We start from the raw sequence: 18842 nt of genomic DNA on the forward strand, positions 1-18842 counted from the left end.
GTTTGATAAAAGAGGGGTCAGATCAGCGACTGCATTGCCAAGGCTGCTGCGCGCACGCTGATACGGCTCGACTGCCGCGTTGCACGGTTCTGCGCAACAGCACGCGACAGGTCGTCGACAGCGTGTTGCGGGCTCTGCAACCGATCGGCGAGGCCGGCATCGATTGCGCCCTGTCCTCGGTAGAGCCCCGCCTCGGTGGCGATCACCTTTGCGACCGGCAGTCCGCGAAACTCAGCCACTGCATTGACGAACATCTGGTAGCTCTCCTGCACCAACTCGTTGAGGAAAGCCAGGGACTGCTCGGTAATGGGTTCATGTGGTGAGAGGTCGTTCTTGTGAGCGCCGGCAAACACAGTGGTCACCTTCACGCCCATGTCCTCCTCCATCTTGGACCGGTCCATGTGGCTTGCAATTACGCCGATGGAGCCAACACCGCTGGTACGACTGACAACCAGCTCGCTGCAGGCAGAACCGATCAGATAGCCGCCGCTATAGGCCATGAAGTTGGACAGGCCGGTGATAGGCTTCTGCTGTGTCATCGCACGGATGTCATCAGCCAACTCGAATGCCCCAACCGCCGAGCCGCCGGGGCTGTCGATGTCGAGCACGATGTGCTCAACCATCGGATCAGCCACCGCGCGTTGCAGTTGGGCGCGCAACGCTTCGTAGCTTGTCATCGTCTCGCACATGTTCATGTGGCTGCCACGACTGACCAGAACCCCACAGACAGGAATCACCTCGATACCCGATTGAGCAATGGCGTTGCGCCGCTGCTCGTCGGCATAGGCAACGCGGTCAATGGGATCGTCATCCTTCCACATCTGGGCCGAGCCGGGGCCGAGGTTGATGATGTTGAGGCTCATGGCCTGGTTGGCCCACCGCACGCCCAGGTCGAGCATGTCGGGCGTAACCAGCAGGGGCTGATTGAACAGCAGGCTCGACGCCCGCAGGTATTGCTTACTCATTGGGCAAGGATCCTCCCGATCTCTGCGTGCTGCATCTCCAGTTGGGCGCGCACTGTAGGGTTGTTCAGGTCAGGCTGCTGGCCAGCATCGACCATGTTGAGGGGTTGCAAGTAGATGTCGCCGCCCGGCACCGGCGGCATGTTCTCCAAGCGCCGGATGTCGTTCACGCTCAGCCAGCCCCACTGGCGGCCGATCGCGTAAGCCTCGTAACGGCTCTTCTGGTCGCCGCGCAGCAGCCCCGACAGGTTGAACTCGATGAAGTAATCGCGGCGATCCTTCGGCAGCAGGAAGTCGCGCATCATCGCTTGCTCGTGACGCTTCACCCAAGGCAAGAGGGCGAACACGACAAACTGGATCATCAGCTGCTCCAGGGTGTTGTAGTTCGACTTCTCCAGGTCGTTGACCATTGGCAGTGGGATTTTGTAAATCCGCGCAATGTCGAGGCCGGTCAACTTCATGATGCCGACGATCTCTGCATCAACGTTGGTCATTGATACCGGTTTGAAGGTCATACCCTCTTGCAACAGCGCGACCTTCTTCGCGTTGTCAATGCCGCCGAACTTCTGGCCCCATTGATCAACGATCTTGTCGATGATGCCCTGGTCCCTGATCGCGGGTGCCTCGCGCGGCCGCTCAATCACGCCCGAGACGGCGACACCGTTGGCAAAGCTCTTGCCGGTGTACTGACGAACGGCCTGGGTCAGGCCGATGGCATCCGCGTGCAGTTCGATCGGCGAGAGCCCTACGTATGGGTTGGTACCGAACCAGCGAACATGATGGACCATCCGCATCGGCACCGGCTCACTCGTGCCGATCCGGTAGAACGGCATCAGGTCGGCCCCCTTGAGCACCTGCACCTGCTCATGCTTGAGCGCCCACAGGGAAGTGACGTTGCCGTCTTCTCCGCGGTCGATGAAGCTGAATGCGTTACCGCGCAGGCCAGCAGCACCCTGATGCCGCTCCATGTACTCGCACGGGGTCTGGAACGGGTTAGGCTGATAACGCAGCACGTCATACAGCGGGTGATTGATCGCAGCATCCCGCTGTCCCTTGTCCTTGCGCTGGAACAGTTCCAACGGCAGCTGCGCCACCGTCTCTGCAAGCAAGGTCACGCAGTTCTGCAGAATGGGCAAGGCAAGGGCGGATTCTGGCGTGACTGCTACGCCTGCAGAGCTTCGACCGCCCCCGAGCAAACCGCGCCAAAAACCGCTATCTGGGTTGGTCAACGTGCCCGCGCCGGAGGCGCGTAGGCTGGAAAAGAACATTGTCAGCCGCCCCCCCTTTCCACTTTGCTCGCTGCAGCCTGGTCAGCCAACCAGGCCCAAGCCAGCAGCCCGATACCTGCGACGATGAATGCGCCCGGCCGGTGCACCATCCAGACGCCCGCTACCAGCAGCGCGAAGCCCAACAGACCTGCCAGCCAGGCCGCAATTTCCAACTTCATATACCCACCCCTCCGTCATAAACCGACGTGCCTGATGCCTCGGAAATGTCACCGCTGATACCAGCAGCCATCACAGCAGCAACGATGCCGTCGATACGGCCTGTGGCCTTCGATTTGTCGACCTTTCGATTGTTGGCGGGATCGAACACGATCACCGCGTTGCCCGCGTTCCATGTCATCACAGGGTTGTCGTCGTGCAGCAGGGTCTCGACTACCTCGGTGGCAGTGGCCTCCGACACGACCTCATAGTCCTCCGGGTCCAGTTCGATGAGCTCGGCCGGCTCGGCTTTTCGCCCCAACAGCCGGCGCTCGAATTCATCAACCGCCGGCCCCATGTCCTTGAAGCCCTGGCCGAATGGCTTGAGCTCGGGCAGCGTGATGCCGTTGTCTGTCATCAGCTGCAGCAAGTCTTCGGTCCGCCAGCGGTCATATGCGATCCGCCGCACGTCGAAGAAATCGCAAATCGTCTGCAGGCGTCGAAGCACATGCAGCTTGCTGATGGCCCGCCCCGGGGTCGTCTCCAGGTGCCGCTCCTTGATCCACTGGATGTACGGCACGCGGTCGCGCTTCTCCCGCCCCACCAGATCTTCGTCGGGGATCCAGAAGTACGACAGGCAGCGCCAGTGGGGGTCGTAGTGCATCGGGCTGAACATCAACACAAACGCAGTCAGGTCCGTTGTACTGGAGAGGTCGAGCCCGCCAACGCATGGCCTGTTGCGCAGGACTCGCATCGGCACCCGCTCAGCGGCCCCGCTCCAGATCTCCCACGACAGCCAAGGCGATGTCGCCTGTGTCCACTCACAGAAGTTCAAGCGCCTTACCACGGCCTCTTTCGCGGGCAAGCCCTTGGCTTCGGCCACTTGCTCACGCAGATACTTGCGGCCCGGGATGCCGTCTGTCTGGCCCTCCAGGATGTAGTCCAAGGAAGGGTTCACTTTGGGCCAGCAGGATTCGTCCTTGAACGGGTCATCACCTTTGTCAAGCGAGCAGATGAAGGCGAAGAATGCGTCGTTATGTTCCTTGCCTTCGCAGATGCGCACGCCCAGGTCGTGATACTGACCGCACACAGAGTTTTTGTCAGAGCCGCTGTTTGTGATCATCACAATCAGCGCCCTGCGCCGGAACTTGGTACCGGCCCGCATCATGTTCACCGCGCTGGCTGTCTTGTGCTCGTGCAGCTCATCGATCAGCGCAACATGGGGCCTGGGGCCGGACTGGCCGTCGTCGGAACTGATAGGTCGGAAAAAGCTGTTGGTCGCGGGGTAGAACAGGTTCCAAACCTTTTCGTCGCGTCCCGACTGCACCAGGCGCCCAGCAAGATGCGGCGCCATGTTCACCATCGCTACGGCATCACGGAACAGGATCTGCGCCTGGTCCTTCTTCGTCGCAGCCGCGTATACCTCCGCCCGTTGCTCACCGTCAGCGACCAGGCCGTACAGGCCGATCCCGGCGACCAGTGGAGACTTGCCAGACCCCTTGCCGGTTTCGACGTATGCCTGCCGAAACCGGCGGTAACCATCGTCGGTGTACCAGCCGAACAAGCTACCAACGATGAAGGCTTGCCATGGCGCCAGCCGGAACGGCAGCCCCTCAAAGTCGCCGCCGTTGAGGCGCAGCACATCTTCGAAGAACCCGATGGCCCGCAGCGCAGCCTCGGCGCTCCAGATCAATCCGCGTTCATGCCCCACCTCAAGATCCTGCAGATGGCGGCGCGCAGCGTTGCGAACATCCGGTCCAGCGACGATTGAGCCGGCCAACACCTGGTCAGCGAAAGCCTTTACCCGGCAGTCAGCTGAAATACTTGGACGCTGCGTCTCGTTCTGCATTCGGGAACAGATCTCCTTGTGCCGACGGCGCGGCTCTCATGTTCCGGCGCGCCAGGGGAGACAAGCCGAACTGTGCACCGGCCGCGTTCGCACGCTTCTCGGCGTCGTTCGCCAGCTGACGCAGTACATGGGTTTGTTGCGCACCGGTCTTGAACGTCTGCACCTCGCCGCCGAGGCCGTCCAACGACGCGGCGTTGCGCTCGGCGATCAGTCGCTGGAAGCGCAGCCAATCGGCATAGGCCTGGCAGTACGTCGCAAGCGCCATCTGGTCGAGGCGTGAAACCCAGCCCAGCGCCAACAGCGCTTCGCTGATGCGGGTCCACTCGGCAGCTGCGTCACCGCTGAGGAAATCGGGCATGGGCGGCACGCCAACCGGCACCGTAGGGTCTTTGATCTCGTTCATCAGTTGCGCGGGTGACAACTTGCTGCGGTTGCCGTTAAGCAGATGCACTGACGCGGGCAGACCAGGCCGCCCGGAGTTACCGTTTCCGGCCATGGAAACCTCCTATGTCTGATACCCCCCTCCCTCATTTTTCCCGGTTTTGCACACAGAGGTGGGCGAGCGGTCAACGAGAGAGTCGGGAAAAAGTTTTTAACCCCCCCTACCCTTCGGGCAGCAAGGGCATTGGCAAACCTGGGCAGGCGGCTCGGGCTCTGGCGCGGCCGGCGGCACCCAGCCCTGACGTTTGGCGATCCTTGGCGGGAGGAAGGCGAGCTTCCCGCCCTGCCACCTATCCGGGTGAACTGCCAAGTACCCGCTTTGCAGCAAGGGTTCGAGCAGCTTCATAGCCTGCCGAACCTCTTCCGTGTAGCCCTTAACGTCATCCGGACCAAATGGCCGATTGGGGGGAAGCGCAGGCCCCATGATGATCATGGTGATCTCCTATTCCAGTGATGGTTCGGGTCAAGCGGCAGGCCGGAGGCATCGCAGCCCGCGATCCGTCCGCTGCGCTCAAGGCGCTGTTTCACCGAGTCGTGGCACAGCTTGCACAGCGGCTGCCAGTTCGCCTGGTCCCAGAACAATTTCCAGGCAGTGCGCAGCTTCTCGGGGTCACCGCTTTCCTTCGCCTCTTGCAGGCGGGGCGCAATCTTGTGGTCAACGACCGTCGACGCAACAGGACGCCGGTCGGTCGAGCACATGACGCAGAACGGGTTGTTCGCCAGGAACACTTCGCGGGCCAACCGCCAACGGTGACCGTAGCCACGCGAGGCACTGCTACCGCGTCGCTCGCTACCCTTCATTTCGAGAAGCCGGCACTTCGCAGACACCGATGCGCTTCGCAGCCCAGCGCTCATAGAGACTGATTGCCACGTCGGCTCCCGCAACCGCAGCCAGGCAACCGAACGCCGAGGCCGCCCACAGCGAAGCACCGAGGGAATACAGCAGCATGATCGTCGCCATGCCGCACACGATGCAGGCTCCAGAGCGCAGCGCCACTCGGCGAATCAGAGCCCAACCGCGCGCCCCCGCCTTGTCAGCCCGCCACATCTCTCCCGACACCCCGCCAACCAGGGACAGCAGAATCACCATCCACAGCGGCATCTCGATTAACGCTTGTTGCTCATTGGTCATACGGTCCTCGCAGGTCAGAGCACGGCGCCAGAAACAGAAAACCCCGCCAGTCGGCAGGGTTCTCGGAGGTTGGAACAACAGTGCTTGTGGTGATGCGCCGAAGCGCACCTTTGATATCCTGACGCCTTTCTACCTGCCGCCGGAAAAACCGAAAAGGGGCAATTTTCGGTACGTGGCAATGCGGCAGCTATGTAGCATCAATGTTGCACGCAAGTCGCATTGTGACCCGACGAGCGGTCTGCTGACGAACCCGGCCAGCGCGGGCGCTCAGGATGGCGAACACTTGGAGATGGAGCGCCTTGACCCAGTTCCGATAGGTCCTGTCCGCCCCTTCCGCCAAGCCCACCTCACGCATCTGCTCTCGCACCGTGACCCCGTACAGGTAACGCAAGCGCGCCAACTCCGCCAGGACAGCGCCACGTTTGTCACGCCGGGACAACTCGGCAACGGCCGCCTCGACCTCGGCAGCAGAGTGATCGAGTCCAGCACCGGCCACCAGGATTCTCGATCCCGAGGAACCGCCACGCGGCGCCGCGCCCTTCCATTCCATGATCGTGCCCATCTGGCTACCCATGCTGGACCCAAGCCCCAACTTAGCGCGCTGCTCTCCCCAGTGCTGCATTAGCTCGCCGACCAAGCGCAGGCGCTCAGCAGGATCCAGCAGTTCGGCCATTTCGAGCCGATGAGCTGCAAGCCGGGAGGCCAGCACGAAACCCATTTCTTCCATGCTCATCGCTGATCCCTCAAAAACCGAACCCAACACACATTTGGCTTACCCAACACAAACCCAACACACTCAAAACTCAATGAAATCAATTGATTAATCAAAGTTGTGTTGGGTGTGTTGGGTTTGTTGGGGTTTTCAGCCCTCGCATAGAGAATTTTTCTACGCTGACCAATAGCCCTAAAGAAATCACGCGCGCGCGCGTGCGCGCACAAACCCAACACACCCAACACACCACCCCTGTGAGCCACAGTTTCAGGGGCCCCAATGTGTGTTGGCTTGTCGATTTCGACCCAACACATACCCAACACACCCAACACACCTCTAGTCGTGCTCATGCCGCAAGCGTCCTTTTCACGTGTTCCCAGCCTTCCACGTTCCAACCAGCCAGCTTCGCCCGTGCACGCCACTCACCGACGGTCTTGCCCAGCTCGGCCGCATTCAAGGATGGGGGCAGGGAAGGATCACCATCGTAGGGAAAGAAAAACGCCGCGAAGCGCCTGGTATTGCCATCAGTCCAGGGAATCGCCCGTGTCTTCTCCACCTTCGCACTGAGCATCAACGAGAACTTGGTATGACTCATCGAATTCTCTTTGTTCAGCGAGCACCACTCCAAGAACATGGCGTAGACGTCGGACGTCAGTGCGCTGCCCCACAGGCCGTACCCGAGCTCCCCAAGCCGCCACAAGCTGTAGAACGTCTGCCAGGCTGTTCGGCTCAGTTCGACCAGCCGTTGGCGCGCCTCCGTCTTCGGCGGGCGAGTCCGCTGGTCGAAGTCGCCCAGGTCGACGCTCAATAGCCATCCGTACAGGGCTGCAACACCGCCGTTGGCCAGCTCCCGAGCGATCGCCTTCTGACGAGCAGCCGACAACGTCTCCTGCGGCCACATGACCAGCATGCGTCGGTCGTCTTCGCTGATTGGCCACGGCATGATCTCATTGCTCAGGAACGCGGAATTCATGTGGTTGGATTCCTCCCAGCCGTTGATGAACTTCGACTCCATCCGCACCGTCTTGCCGGTCACCATGTGCTTGATCTTGCCCACCTGGTTGTACCGCTGGTCTCGGCTAACCACCTCTTCGAAGACGGCCCAAAGCTTGCCGCTCTGCCATGCGTTGAAGTTGCCTTCCAGTTGCTGCTGCCCGACGGTCGCCCCGTAGCGGCCATACAGCTCGCCCATCACGTCGGAGAACAGCAGGCTCTTGCCCGAGCCCTCCATCGTTGAATGGAAAAGGATCGCGGTGTCCATCTTGGCGCCCATGTGCTGCAGCGGATATGCCAGCCACCTGGTCAGCCACTCCAAGGCCTCGGCATCGTGGTTGCACAGGAACGAGACAAGCCAGCGCAGGTTCTCGCACGCGGCGTCATCGCGAACAGGCTCAAGCGGCAGACCCTCGAAGGTGTTGATGTAGATAGCGGGGTCTTTGGTCATCGTCGGGTCGAACACAATGTGGTCAACATCGACGACCCGGCGATTCGGGCTGTTCAGCCAAAGCTGATAGGCATCGCCCAGCGCCATCTTGATGCTGCCCTCTGGCAACCGGCGTTTCTTCTCGCGGTCCCAGGCCTCTTTCGTGCCGTCGATGTACACATAGCGATCGAGCGGCGACAGGTTCAGCACTCCCCCTTTCTTACTGGCCATCCGCCGGGCTTGCTCAAGCTCTTTGACCTGCTCACCGGACACCAGCTTTTTGTCGGTCCGCTCCATCCACTCCTTCACAAGGGGCTTGCCGACCAGGGCTTCGAAACCTGATCTTTTCATCGCCTGCCCCTTGTCCATGTCCCACACACTGGTGGTCCCTTCAATCAGCGCGAAGCGGCGGAGTGCGCTCTTGAGCACCAGGCCGCCTTCCCCCGCGCCCCCTTCGGCCGATGAGGAGACCTCGCCGGTGGCCGGGCTGGATTCGTGTGGTTCATCCGCTGGCGCATGGCAGGGTTCAACGTCGCCGGCCTGCTCTACCGGCGATGGGGTGCGGGGAAGTTCGCCGATTGGCGGAGGCTCCGGGGGACGTGATCGCGCGTCGAGGCCCAGGGCCTTTGCCGCAGCCTTGATAGCCGCCCGATGGTCGCCGTCGTGCATCAGAATGCAGTACACGTCAAACGCATCGTTCTTGTGGCCGTTGGCCAGGGGGTCCGAGCCATGGTGCGAGTACAGCTTGCCATCGGTGATGGTCACGCCGGGGTCGCCGCTGCTGCTGTGCGGGCACAGCCACTTCTCGCCGATCCGCTTGTAGCCGTGGGCCTCAATCATCGTCGCGATGTCATGCACCCGGTTGAACTCCGGGATTACCTCGGGCAGGTCACGACCATTGGACTGCGCAGCTGGACGAGGCTTCGGCACCGCACGAAGAACCGGTGCGGGTGGCGCAGGTCGCCACGGGCAAGCCGCTTCCGCTTTGACCTTGAACTCGTCCCACGCCTGCCAGATGGCCAGCAGCTCGTCTGGGAGCTCCAGCAGCCCAGCGGGATCAGGCGGGTTTCGCCAGAAGTACGGTTTGCCAGTGTCCGGGTGGATAGACGGCGGGAGCACATCTTGAACCGGGCCAGCGCGCAGCTCGAACACCGTCACTTTCTTGAAGGGCGCGATGGCGAGCAACAGTGCGTTCTCAGTAACCTTATCTTCGGCATCCCGCGCGGCCTTCACCTGCGCGATGATGCCCTTGTAGATCGATCCATCAGGGTCAGCCTTGCTCGGCCAGACCAGCTTGCGCGCTTTCAGTTCTACACCCTCTGGCAGGCGAAACAGGAGCCGGAAACGCGCCGGATTCCCTACAACAGTCGGGTATTTCGCCGCGAGCTGGTCCAAGTCCAGCCCAAAGGTGCCGCGGAAGACATCCCGCGACATCTCCACGTTGTCAATGTCGAGCGAACAAACCCGCCCCGGCCCGAGGACGGCGCCGAGGTTGTGGTTTGGATTCTCGCGCCAGAACGCCTCGGCTGTAGCGGCATCAGTGAAATAGCCGCCTGGCCGGTTCCAGCCATCACCCCTCGGGCCCTTGTCGCCTGGCTCGATCGGCACAAGGGCAAGGTTGAAGGTTTCGATGTAACGCCGCGCCCAATCAGCTGTGGTAGTAGTTGGGCGCTCGGTCATCGCCGACGCTCCCGCAGCCCCTGACAGTCGAAACATGCGTCACACCCCGGTGCCGCTGCTTGGCGAAGCGGCGGGATTGGCTCGTCACAGTCTTCGCAGAATTCTGCGCTTGGCTTGGTGGGCCGGCTAGCGTGGCGCTGCAGGGCAGCTTGGAGGAAGCGCTCAGATTGCTCCGCAGCCTGGTCCAGAGGATCGGCGATGTTAATCATGGCCACCCTCCTCCATCGCTTGGTGAGCACCTGCAACAATGGCAAGCACCTGGCGGATGACGTCCATACCGCAGGCCTCCAGCCTCTGGACCTCATGCCGCTCCCACACGTTATCCGACGCCCCTTCGTGCATAGTGCTGACGAATTCAGCAGCTTCCTTCAACAGCTGCCCGACAGCCTTCAGCTGTTCGTTCGTGGCGGGAACAGGCTGAGGACGGTACCAAACCACCCCGGCAGCCCGACCCAGGGCATCGAGAACACGCTTATCGCCGGTCCACTGCAGAACCTCTTCCAGTTCGTCGGGACTGAGCCAGCGGCGTTCTTCGTCGTGCTTGAGTTTCTTCTGCAGCGTGTCCAGGTCCATGCCCAGATCAAATGCCAGGGCGGTGATACCACCCTTGTAACCGCGACCCGCGCGGTAGAGCGCGTGCCGGAGAGAGAGTGCCGGACCGCCGTCCGGCAGAGTGTCGATTCGACTCATAACCGTTAATCCTTGGTTAACGGTGTAGCCATAGGACCGGGTAGGACCTATCCTACGGCCACAACCGTTGTGCAGTGTTTTGCGTGCTGTGGAACATTGCATGCGGTTCTAGTCATCCGGCGAATCTTGTGGTGAGAGGATGCCGGATGGCGGGGGTCGTCCAAACTAGGCTGGGGAAGCTTGTGGTGAGTGAACCCAGCCTAGTGATCCTTGCTTTTCCTTTCTTTATGCTTTCCGCCGATCTGGCGGATCTCAATGAACTCGTAGCCGCCCTGCCCATCGCTCTTGACCCGAATGTCACGGGTCGAATTGAGCATTTGCGAAACAGCGCCTTGTGAAACACCCAGCATTTCAGCCAGTTGCGGCTGGGTCTTGCCCTGCGCGAACTCGCGCAGGGTCATCTCAAATCCTTCCATGTTCCACCTTCTTGCTTTGTGGGCCAGGACAGATATTAGTGATACTTCTGAACTATGACAAGCACGAAAATGCGTGATGCGGTTTTTGAAAAATCAGCCTTGCTTATATATTCGTTCTGATGAACAGAACCTCCTCCCCCGATCACGGCAAAACCCCTGACGAAGCGTCCAAGGACGTGGATCAGGCTGTCCGACTCGAAGAAGCTAGGAAGCTGAAAGAGATCTACAAGGAACGAAAACAGCACGATCCATCCTTGACCCAGGAGCACATCGCCGACCTTTGTGATTGGTCAGGTCAAAGCGTCGTGAGCCAATACCTCAATGGCAGAATTCCGCTGAACCTTCCGGCACTCCTGAAGTTTTCCGGCGTTCTGCATTTTGATCTGGGTGAGGTAAGCCCCAGACTTGCCGGTCAGCTGATAGCACCGTGGCTACCAGGTCACGTACCACTCGATCTCCCCCAGCCGACAAGGACCAGTACCAAGCCCGAACTGCAGCCCATCGAGGTTTGGGATGACGAAACACCGCTGGGGGAGGATGAAGTCGAACTCCCCTTCTTCAAGGAGGTCGAGCTATCGGCCGGAAAAGGCTCTCAAGTGATGCTCGAAACCCACGGCAGGAAGCTGCGATTTGGTAAACGCACCTTGAGCCGGAAGAATATTGACCCTATGGCAGCGGGCTGCGTCCCGGTTACCGGCAATAGCATGGAACCAGTGCTCCCCGACGGAAGCACAGTTGGTGTAGATACTGGGGCGGTTGCTGTACAAGACGGGAAAATGTACGCAATCGACCACGATGGCCAGCTACGAGTGAAGCTGCTTTACCGCATACCAGGCGGCGGACTCCGAGTTCGGAGTTACAACGATGCTGAGCACCCAGACGAGCGCTACGATAAGGAATACGTCGAGAACCACATCAGAATTATCGGGAAGGTTTTCTGGTACTCAGTGCTTCTGTAACCGCGCTAGACCGCAAAAGGCCGCACATGCGGCCTTCTTTTTTACCCAAAAAAGACGTAATAGTGTTGACGCTTATAATCAGTGCAACTAATCTCCGCCTCGTACCCCTCACCACAGAGTACGAGCAATGGAAATCACACAGCACACCCAAGCGGGCAAGGTTTACTTGCACCCCACCGCTTGCACCCGCCCCGCCGTTGTAGCCGCCTTCCAGCGCCGCACCGGCCTGCAACTGATCGTCTCCCCTGCTGGCATCGTTCGCGCGGTGCCCGCGAAGGGGGCCGCATGAACGAATACACCGTCCCGCTGCGTCGCGTCATGCTGCTGCAAGCCACGCTTGAGAACGGCGGTACCACAACGTGCCAGATGCGCCGCCCAGAAATCTCGACTGACATGCACATTGCCGTCGAGAACGACGAGCGCACCCATCACCTCAACTGCACGTTCGGCCCAATCACGGGCTCGCTCACCCTGCAGCGTTGCGACAGCGCCAAGTACATGGCCCTACGCAACTACCTGGAAGAGCTGGCCAACGGCCGGGCCTTCACTGGCGAGCCATCGCAACAGGCCATCGCATTGATGGAAGCCCAGGACTGCGTGAACGCGGCCCTGACTCCCGGCCATATCGCCTACGTGATCACTACCACTACCCCTGCCCGCCCCCTCGGTGCAGTTGTCACCGATGCCCAGGGCGAACTGCGAGCAGCTGCCACTGGCACCTGCATGCAGGACCTGGCCGAGATCATCCACGCGAAACTCCGGCTCGGCCAAGAGGGGCCCGGGGAGTGCCCATGAGCAAAACGCTGGACCAGTTGCGGAGCCAATGGGCCACGCCCTGCCCAACCATGACCGCCGTCCGCGAGCACTACTTCCCGCACATCGGGACGGATAGGCGGTTCAGGGAGTTGATCCAGAAGGGCGAGATCAGGCTGACGCTGAAGAAGCTGCACAACTCGACCAAGGCGCAGCACGTGATCTACCTGCATGACCTGGCCAACTACCTCGACGCCCAGGCAGAACAAACGGCATGAATCAGGCGGCCCCGGCCATCAGGGGCACCCCAGCTTGCGCCAGGCCACCACCACACATCGGCCGGGCGCCGGCCTCTTCGGAGCACAGCACATGCAAGCACCTCACTACATGCTCGCCCTCGCAGTCGCGTGGATCGTAACCCTCGCCATGCTGCCCTACCTGTTCGCTGCAGCTCGCAAACGCGCCTACGAACGAGGACGTACCGATGGTCTTGATCAGCGAGACGCATTGTCTTGGAAGCGTCTGCAGGATCTGGAGGGCCGAGTGGAGACCCACGCTGTCGAGCGCGAGGCCGAACAGCGCAAGCACCTGCACAAGACTGCAGCTCTGCTCGGCACAATTACCGAGTTGGAAGAGCGTATTCGAGCGTACACCGGGCTGGCAGTCACAGCGGCTGACCATCGCCTGATGACCAGCGCAGCTGAAACCCTGTTGCTCGCCAACCGCACCTGGGGAGCAATGAAGGGCAGCGAGATGTGGCGTGACCGGGCTGCGCTGGAATCGAGCGCGCTGACTCGCCTAGGCGCGCTGGTGCACGCTGAGGTTCGTCGGCATGCAAAAACCTCGACGGAGAGCGCAGCATGACCAACACTTCGCGAATCACCTTCACTGGAAAAGATGTCGACCGGCTTGTCGAGACAGTCGCCGGACTCTTGAGCTTCGCCGAAGACGAGGCAGCCGCCACCTGCGACAACGAGGAAAACGCCACGAAAGCCTGGGATGCTGCGGACAATGCTCGGGAACTGCTGGAAGAGATTGCACGAAAAAGAAACGTGTCCGGACTCCTCGCGAATCATTCCACCACAGGAACTGGCGAGCACGGCCTCGACAAAGCGGAGGGCTGCAAGCCCGACATCAACTTCCATATCCTTCAGTTGGCCGAACGATCTTGCTCACTGCTAGAGGACTGGATTCAACTCAGCAATACCACGGATGAATCCCTCACCAAGCAGGTGAGAGAAACCAGGGCAATGCTTGAATCGCAAAGCCCCACGTGGAGCACCGCGGTGGGAGACCTTCTTGCAGAACGACGACGCCAAATTCAGGAGGAGGGTTACACGGCAGAGCGCGACGACCAGTACACGGAAGGACAACTCGCCGCAGCGGCAAGCACCTATGCCTTCTGGGCCGATCCGAGGGGAGCGTCCCCCGACGACCACCTTAGTTTCATCGCTAATCCACCGCCACTCTGGCCGTGGTCGTGGTCGCCAGAAAACTGGAAGCCAACCAGCCAACGCTCAATGCTCATTAAGGCTGGAGCACTGATCCTGGCCGAGCTGGGGCGCCTCGATCGGCAGACGATGCGGGAGGTGCAGGATGATTGACCTCACCCGCCCACGACTGGCGACCTACACCCTCGACCTCAGCATGAACGCTCACTGGGAATCCGTCACGGCCAACCAAGCCGCGAAACGAGCACAGGGGGAACGCGCATGAGTCCGCGATGGGTAATGATTAAACGCGCCGCCGAACTCACGGGATACAGCGCGGATGCCATCGAGCACAAGGTGAAGAACGGGACTTGGCCACAGGGAAGGATCTGGCGCAAAGCTCCAGACGGCCGCATTGCAATCAATTTGGTGGAGTACGACAAGTGGGCCGAGAGCGCACCACAATTGGCCTAGAGGCCGAGCTGGCCAAGCACACCGGCATCGAGCTTCACGGCGGGAACCTGCGGATCGTCTTTATGTGGCGCCGCATTCGCTGCCGTGAATCACTCGGCCTGCCGGTCACCAAGGCCAACATTAAACATGCCGCCCTACTCAGGGCGGCGATTCTTCATGAGATCAAAACCAACACCTTCGACTACGCCCGCCACTTCCCAAACTCCAAGCACGCGACCAACTTTAGCAGCGCGAAGGACGAGCGCCTGGGCGCCCTGGTCGACCGCTACAAGCCACTCAAAGCCGTTGACATCACCCCCGCAACCGAGGACCGGTACAACCGCGCCCTCGATATCTGCGTTGACCTGGTGGGCCGAGACCGACTCACCGGGATCTTACTGCCTGAAGACATCCAGCAACTACGTGCCGCGCTGATCGAGACCAGGGCACCGTCCACGGTCAACCACTACCTGGCAACGTTCGCTGGCTTCCTGGCCTGGAGCGAGAGCAACGGATATTGCAAGAGCGGGCTGGCTGCTGCATGCACACGATTCGCAATGAGCGACAAGGAGCCAGACCCCTTTACCCATGACGAGTTCGACCAACTGATCACCAAGGGCTGCCTGCACCCACAGGATGCGGCAGCCATTACGCTGGCCACCTACACTGGGCTACGCCCTGGCGAGCTTTGCGCCCTTGGCGTCGAGGACATTGATCTGCACACCGGGCGGATCGAGGTCACCCGAGCGATTACCACGAACGGCACCTTTAAGGTGCCGAAAACAGGTAAACCTCGGACTGTCCTGATGATGCAGCCCGCCATCGAGGCGGCCAGAGTGTTGATCGGCTACGTCGCCAACCATCCAAAGCTTCCAGTGCGGGTATACCAGAATCGGCACGAATGGCGAGACGAGTTGATAACTCCCCTGCTCTCGCCCAGTACCCAGGCGCGAAAGCGCAACATCAACCCGTGGTTCGTATCGACGGCATGGAATACCAAGTTCAACGCGATACAGCGCCGCGCCGAGATCCGGCGCAGACGCCCCTACCAAACTCGACACACCTATGCGTGCTGGTGCCTGACGGCCCGTGGTAACCTTGCGTTCATCGCGAAGCAAATGGGCCACAAGGACTTCACCATGCTGGTGGAGGTCTACGCGAAATGGATGGATGACGAGTCGCCGACTGAGCTTCAGTACATCTGGAGTGGAATCCAAAAACAAAGCGGAAAAGCCCCAAATTTGCCCCACACTTTTGAGACAAGCGCTCTAACTCCTTGATGAATAAAGCAATTTCAGATTTATCCGCACACACTCCGATGATGCAGCAGTACTGGAAGCTGAAGAACCAGCATCCGGACCAGCTGATGTTCTACCGCATGGGCGATTTCTACGAGATCTTCTACGAAGATGCGAAGAAAGCCGCGAAACTGCTGGATATCACCCTGACCGCCCGCGGTCAGTCGGCGGGCCAGTCGATTCCCATGTGCGGTATTCCCTTTCATTCGCTGGAAGGCTATCTGGCCAAGCTGGTGAAGCTGGGTGAATCGGTGGTGATCTGCGAACAGATCGGCGACCCGGCCACCAGCAAGGGCCCGGTGGAACGTCAGGTGGTGCGTATCATCACCCCCGGCACCATCAGTGACGAAGCCCTGCTGGACGAACGCCGCGACAACCTGATCGCCGCGGTGCTGGGCGATGAGCGCCTGTTCGGCCTGGCGGTGCTGGACATCACCAGCGGCAACTTCACCGTGCAGGAACTCAAGGGCTGGGAAAACCTCCTCGCCGAGCTGGAACGGACCAACCCGGTCGAACTGCTGATCCCGGACGACTGGCCACAAGGCCTGCCCGCGGAAAAACGACGTGGCTCACGCCGCCGCGCGCCGTGGGATTTCGATCGCGATTCCGCACGCAAGAGCCTCTGTCAGCAGTTCGCAACCCAGGACCTGAAGGGCTTCGGTTGCGACAAGCTGACCCTGGCCATCGGCGCCGCCGGCTGCCTGCTGACCTACGCCAAGGAAACCCAGCGCACCGCCCTGCCCCATCTGCGCAGCCTCAAGCACGAGCGCCTGGACGACACGGTCATCCTCGATGGCGCCAGTCGGCGCAACCTGGAACTGGACGTCAACCTCGCCGGCGGGCGCGACAACACCCTGCAATCGGTGATCGACCGCTGCCAGACTGCCATGGGCAGCCGCCTGCTGACGCGCTGGCTGAACCGTCCGCTGCGCGACCTGAAAGTGCTTCAGGCCCGGCAGAGCTCGATTCGCTGCCTGCTCGACAACTACCGCTTCGAACGCCTGCAGCCGCAATTGAAGGACATCGGTGATATCGAGCGGATTCTCGCCCGTATCGGCCTGCGCAACGCCCGCCCCCGCGACCTCGCCCGCCTGCGTGACGCCCTCGGCGCCCTGCCCGAGCTGCAGAACGCCATGGCCGAACTGGAAGCGCCGCACCTGGCGCGCCTGGCAGCCATCGCCGGTACCTATCCGGAACTGGCCGACCTGCTGGAAAAAGCCATCATCGACAACCCGCCGGCGGTGATCCGCGACGGCGGCGTCCTGAAGACCGGCTACGACGCCGAACTGGACGAGTTGCTGTCGATCAGCGAGAACGCCGGGCAGTTCCTTATCGACCTCGAAGCGCGGGAAAAGGCGCGCACGGGGCTGGCCAACCTCAAGGTCGGCTACAACCGGGTCCACGGCTACTTCATCGAACTGCCGAGCAAGCAGGCCGAACAGGCGCCGGTCGACTACATCCGTCGCCAGACGCTCAAGGGCGCCGAACGCTTCATCACCCCCGAGCTGAAGACATTCGAGGACAAGGCACTGTCGGCCAAGAGCCGCGCCCTGGCCCGGGAGAAGATGCTCTACGACGCCTTGCTGGAAACCCTGATCAGCCACCTGGCGCCGCTGCAGGATACCGCCGCGGCACTGTCCGAGCTGGACGTGCTGAGCAACATGGCCGAGCGCGCCCTGACCCTGGACCTGAACTGCCCGACCTTCGTCGACGAGCCATGCATGCAGATCAGCCAGGGGCGTCACCCGGTGGTCGAGCAGGTCCTGACCAGCCCCTTCGTGGCCAACGACCTGTCCCTCGACGACAGCACGCGCATGCTGATCATCACGGGTCCGAACATGGGCGGTAAATCCACCTACATGCGGCAGACCGCGCTGATCGTGCTGCTGGCGCATATCGGCAGCTACGTACCGGCGGCCAGCTGCCAGCTGTCCCTGGTGGACCGTATATTCACCCGAATCGGCTCCAGCGACGATCTGGCCGGCGGCCGCTCCACCTTCATGGTGGAGATGAGCGAAACCGCCAACATCCTGCACAACGCCACCGACCGCAGCCTGGTGCTGATGGATGAAGTAGGACGCGGCACCAGTACCTTCGATGGACTGTCGCTGGCCTGGGCCGCGGCAGAGCGTCTGGCCCGGTTGCGCGCCTACACGCTTTTCGCCACTCACTACTTCGAACTGACGGTCTTGCCGGAAAGCGAGCCGCTGGTAGCGAACGTGCATCTGAACGCCACCGAGCACAATGAGCGCATCGTCTTCCTGCATCATGTCCTGCCTGGGCCGGCCAGCCAGAGCTACGGCCTGGCGGTGGCGCAACTGGCCGGCGTTCCGGCGCCGGTCATTCAGCGGGCGCGGGAACATCTGAGCCGACTGGAGACCTCCAGCCTGCCCCACGAGCTGCCGACACCTGCGACCAGTAGCCGCAGCGAACCACAGGTCCCGCACCAGAGCGATCTGTTCGCCAGCCTGCCGCATCCGGCGATCGAGAAGATCGGGAAGCTCGACCTGGACAACATGACGCCACGCCAAGCTATCGAAATGCTCTATGAACTGAAGACTCTGTTATAACGCCCAGCCTTACAAGCTGGTAGAATCCCGCGCGGTTTGGCGGAGCGTCGAGTTATTAGCCTGGCTCGCCGCGCACCTGCCGAACCGAGCGGCCCTGACTGGAAGGGCACCGCTGCCGTCGCCTGAGGAGAGAATTAGAAATGACCTTCGTCGTCACCGACAACTGCATCAAGTGCAAGTACACCGACTGCGTAGAAGTCTGTCCGGTGGACTGCTTCTACGAAGGCCCGAACTTCCTGGTCATTCACCCGGATGAGTGCATCGACTGTGCACTGTGCGAGCCTGAATGCCCCGCCCAAGCCATCTTCTCGGAAGACGAGGTTCCTGATGACATGCAGGAATTCATCGAGCTGAACGCCGAGCTGGCGGAAATCTGGCCGAACATCACCGAGAAGAAAGACGCATTGCCGGAGGCCGAAGAATTCGACGGCGTCAAAGGCAAGATCAAGGATCTGGAGCGCTGAGTCACCGACTCGCGACTGGATCAACGAAAAAGGCCCTTACCAGACTGTGTGAAAACCTAGCAATCTGCCCGGCCCTTTAAGAGAATGCTCCGTATCGAAAGATACGGAGCATTTTTCGTTATGGCCTACATACAAGGAGAGTCTCGCAGCCAGACCAGTCTGTTCCCGGTTTCGCTGGAGGAATTG

The 18842-nt window shown here is 60.9% G+C and carries 20 protein-coding genes; 8 read left to right on the forward strand and 12 right to left on the reverse strand.

Annotated features, from left to right (window positions below; all coding sequences use genetic code 11):
* Positions 1-17: 17 nt before the first annotated feature.
* The 12 genes from RTI28_RS13190 to RTI28_RS13245 form a co-directional block, all read right to left on the reverse strand.
* The gene (locus tag RTI28_RS13190; RefSeq protein WP_316920858.1) at positions 18-965 is read right to left on the reverse strand and encodes a S49 family peptidase; all 948 of its coding nucleotides are present in this window, start codon (positions 963-965) and stop codon (positions 18-20) included.
* Positions 962-2230 carry a phage portal protein gene (locus RTI28_RS13195; RefSeq protein ID WP_316920859.1) on the reverse strand — a complete coding sequence of 423 codons (1269 nt, stop codon included), beginning with the start codon at positions 2228-2230 and terminating at the stop codon, positions 962-964. Before RTI28_RS13195 ends, RTI28_RS13190 begins: the two co-directional genes overlap by 4 nt.
* A gap of 2 nt (positions 2231-2232) precedes the next feature.
* A complete protein-coding gene (locus tag RTI28_RS13200) occupies positions 2233-2409 on the reverse strand; it encodes a hypothetical protein (RefSeq protein WP_316920860.1) in 177 nt (58 codons plus the stop codon).
* Positions 2406-4235, reverse strand: a complete 1830-nt coding sequence (locus RTI28_RS13205; RefSeq protein WP_316920861.1) for a terminase large subunit — start codon at positions 4233-4235, stop codon at positions 2406-2408. The genes RTI28_RS13200 and RTI28_RS13205 overlap by 4 nt, the downstream gene beginning before the upstream one ends.
* A complete protein-coding gene (locus RTI28_RS13210) occupies positions 4198-4731 on the reverse strand; it encodes a phage terminase small subunit P27 family (RefSeq protein WP_316920862.1) in 534 nt (177 codons plus the stop codon). The genes RTI28_RS13205 and RTI28_RS13210 overlap by 38 nt, the downstream gene beginning before the upstream one ends.
* A 374-nt stretch (positions 4732-5105) precedes the next feature.
* A complete protein-coding gene (locus RTI28_RS13215) occupies positions 5106-5417 on the reverse strand; it encodes an HNH endonuclease signature motif containing protein (RefSeq protein ID WP_316920863.1) in 312 nt (103 codons plus the stop codon).
* 49 nt (positions 5418-5466) lie between these two features.
* The gene (locus RTI28_RS13220; RefSeq protein ID WP_316920864.1) at positions 5467-5808 is read right to left on the reverse strand and encodes a phage holin family protein; all 342 of its coding nucleotides are present in this window, start codon (positions 5806-5808) and stop codon (positions 5467-5469) included.
* A 187-nt stretch (positions 5809-5995) separates the two neighbouring features.
* Positions 5996-6541: a hypothetical protein gene (locus RTI28_RS13225; protein WP_316920865.1), complete on the reverse strand. Its 546-nt coding sequence runs from the start codon at positions 6539-6541 to the stop codon at positions 5996-5998.
* Positions 6542-6866: 325 nt separating this feature from the next.
* Complete coding sequence (locus RTI28_RS13230; RefSeq protein ID WP_316920866.1) at positions 6867-9623, reverse strand: DUF5906 domain-containing protein; 2757 nt, start codon at positions 9621-9623, stop codon at positions 6867-6869.
* Positions 9620-9928, reverse strand: coding sequence for a TraR/DksA C4-type zinc finger protein (locus RTI28_RS13235; RefSeq protein WP_410478983.1), 309 nt, complete (start codon positions 9926-9928; stop codon positions 9620-9622). Before RTI28_RS13235 ends, RTI28_RS13230 begins: the two co-directional genes overlap by 4 nt.
* Positions 9825-10313 (reverse strand): phage regulatory CII family protein, encoded by a 489-nt coding sequence (locus RTI28_RS13240; RefSeq protein ID WP_316920867.1) that lies wholly within the window; start codon positions 10311-10313, stop codon positions 9825-9827. The genes RTI28_RS13235 and RTI28_RS13240 overlap by 104 nt, the downstream gene beginning before the upstream one ends.
* 200 nt (positions 10314-10513) lie before the next feature.
* On the reverse strand, positions 10514-10714 hold the full coding sequence (locus RTI28_RS13245) for a helix-turn-helix transcriptional regulator (RefSeq protein ID WP_316920868.1): 201 nt from the start codon (positions 10712-10714) through the stop codon (positions 10514-10516).
* A 134-nt stretch (positions 10715-10848) separates the two neighbouring features.
* On the opposite strand from RTI28_RS13245, the gene RTI28_RS13250 reads away from it, so the two are divergent.
* From RTI28_RS13250 to fdxA, 8 genes are all read left to right on the forward strand, one after another.
* A complete protein-coding gene (locus RTI28_RS13250; protein ID WP_316920869.1) occupies positions 10849-11688 on the forward strand; it encodes a helix-turn-helix transcriptional regulator in 840 nt (279 codons plus the stop codon).
* A 285-nt stretch (positions 11689-11973) separates the two neighbouring features.
* Positions 11974-12483: a hypothetical protein gene (locus RTI28_RS13255; RefSeq protein WP_316920870.1), complete on the forward strand. Its 510-nt coding sequence runs from the start codon at positions 11974-11976 to the stop codon at positions 12481-12483.
* Positions 12480-12719, forward strand: a complete 240-nt coding sequence (locus RTI28_RS13260) for a pyocin activator PrtN family protein (RefSeq protein ID WP_316920871.1) — start codon at positions 12480-12482, stop codon at positions 12717-12719. Before RTI28_RS13255 ends, RTI28_RS13260 begins: the two co-directional genes overlap by 4 nt.
* Before the next feature lie 91 nt (positions 12720-12810).
* Positions 12811-13305: a hypothetical protein gene (locus RTI28_RS13265; RefSeq protein ID WP_316920872.1), complete on the forward strand. Its 495-nt coding sequence runs from the start codon at positions 12811-12813 to the stop codon at positions 13303-13305.
* Positions 13302-14045 (forward strand): hypothetical protein, encoded by a 744-nt coding sequence (locus RTI28_RS13270; protein ID WP_316920873.1) that lies wholly within the window; start codon positions 13302-13304, stop codon positions 14043-14045. Before RTI28_RS13265 ends, RTI28_RS13270 begins: the two co-directional genes overlap by 4 nt.
* Positions 14046-14314: 269 nt before the next feature.
* Positions 14315-15604, forward strand: a complete 1290-nt coding sequence (locus RTI28_RS13275) for an Arm DNA-binding domain-containing protein (RefSeq protein ID WP_316920874.1) — start codon at positions 14315-14317, stop codon at positions 15602-15604.
* An 11-nt stretch (positions 15605-15615) separates the two neighbouring features.
* A complete protein-coding gene (gene mutS, locus RTI28_RS13280) occupies positions 15616-18192 on the forward strand; it encodes a DNA mismatch repair protein MutS (protein WP_316920878.1) in 2577 nt (858 codons plus the stop codon).
* A gap of 140 nt (positions 18193-18332) precedes the next feature.
* Positions 18333-18656, forward strand: coding sequence for a ferredoxin FdxA (gene fdxA / locus RTI28_RS13285; RefSeq protein ID WP_042121894.1), 324 nt, complete (start codon positions 18333-18335; stop codon positions 18654-18656).
* Positions 18657-18842: the final 186 nt, after the last annotated feature.

This window comes from Pseudomonas sp. zfem002, assembly GCF_032621685.1.
In the GTDB taxonomy this organism is placed as follows: domain Bacteria; phylum Pseudomonadota; class Gammaproteobacteria; order Pseudomonadales; family Pseudomonadaceae; genus Aquipseudomonas; species Aquipseudomonas japonica.

Excerpts from the sequence above, each read along its gene's own strand:
- RTI28_RS13190 (WP_316920858.1), bottom strand. The coding sequence starts at position 965 with ATGAGTAAGCAATACCTGCGGGCGTCGAGCCTGCTGTTCAATCAGCCC.
- RTI28_RS13195 (WP_316920859.1), bottom strand. The coding sequence starts at position 2,230 with ATGTTCTTTTCCAGCCTACGCGCCTCCGGCGCGGGCACGTTGACCAAC.
- RTI28_RS13200 (WP_316920860.1), bottom strand. The coding sequence starts at position 2,409 with ATGAAGTTGGAAATTGCGGCCTGGCTGGCAGGTCTGTTGGGCTTCGCG.
- RTI28_RS13205 (WP_316920861.1), bottom strand. The coding sequence starts at position 4,235 with ATGCAGAACGAGACGCAGCGTCCAAGTATTTCAGCTGACTGCCGGGTA.
- RTI28_RS13210 (WP_316920862.1), bottom strand. The coding sequence starts at position 4,731 with ATGGCCGGAAACGGTAACTCCGGGCGGCCTGGTCTGCCCGCGTCAGTG.
- RTI28_RS13220 (WP_316920864.1), bottom strand. The coding sequence starts at position 5,808 with ATGACCAATGAGCAACAAGCGTTAATCGAGATGCCGCTGTGGATGGTG.
- RTI28_RS13225 (WP_316920865.1), bottom strand. The coding sequence starts at position 6,541 with ATGAGCATGGAAGAAATGGGTTTCGTGCTGGCCTCCCGGCTTGCAGCT.
- RTI28_RS13230 (WP_316920866.1), bottom strand. The coding sequence starts at position 9,623 with ATGACCGAGCGCCCAACTACTACCACAGCTGATTGGGCGCGGCGTTAC.
- RTI28_RS13235 (WP_410478983.1), bottom strand. The coding sequence starts at position 9,928 with ATGAGGTCCAGAGGCTGGAGGCCTGCGGTATGGACGTCATCCGCCAGG.
- RTI28_RS13240 (WP_316920867.1), bottom strand. The coding sequence starts at position 10,313 with ATGAGTCGAATCGACACTCTGCCGGACGGCGGTCCGGCACTCTCTCTC.
- RTI28_RS13245 (WP_316920868.1), bottom strand. The coding sequence starts at position 10,714 with ATGACCCTGCGCGAGTTCGCGCAGGGCAAGACCCAGCCGCAACTGGCT.
- RTI28_RS13250 (WP_316920869.1), top strand. The coding sequence starts at position 10,849 with ATGAACAGAACCTCCTCCCCCGATCACGGCAAAACCCCTGACGAAGCG.
- RTI28_RS13255 (WP_316920870.1), top strand. The coding sequence starts at position 11,974 with ATGAACGAATACACCGTCCCGCTGCGTCGCGTCATGCTGCTGCAAGCC.
- RTI28_RS13260 (WP_316920871.1), top strand. The coding sequence starts at position 12,480 with ATGAGCAAAACGCTGGACCAGTTGCGGAGCCAATGGGCCACGCCCTGC.
- RTI28_RS13265 (WP_316920872.1), top strand. The coding sequence starts at position 12,811 with ATGCAAGCACCTCACTACATGCTCGCCCTCGCAGTCGCGTGGATCGTA.
- RTI28_RS13270 (WP_316920873.1), top strand. The coding sequence starts at position 13,302 with ATGACCAACACTTCGCGAATCACCTTCACTGGAAAAGATGTCGACCGG.
- fdxA (WP_042121894.1), top strand. The coding sequence starts at position 18,333 with ATGACCTTCGTCGTCACCGACAACTGCATCAAGTGCAAGTACACCGAC.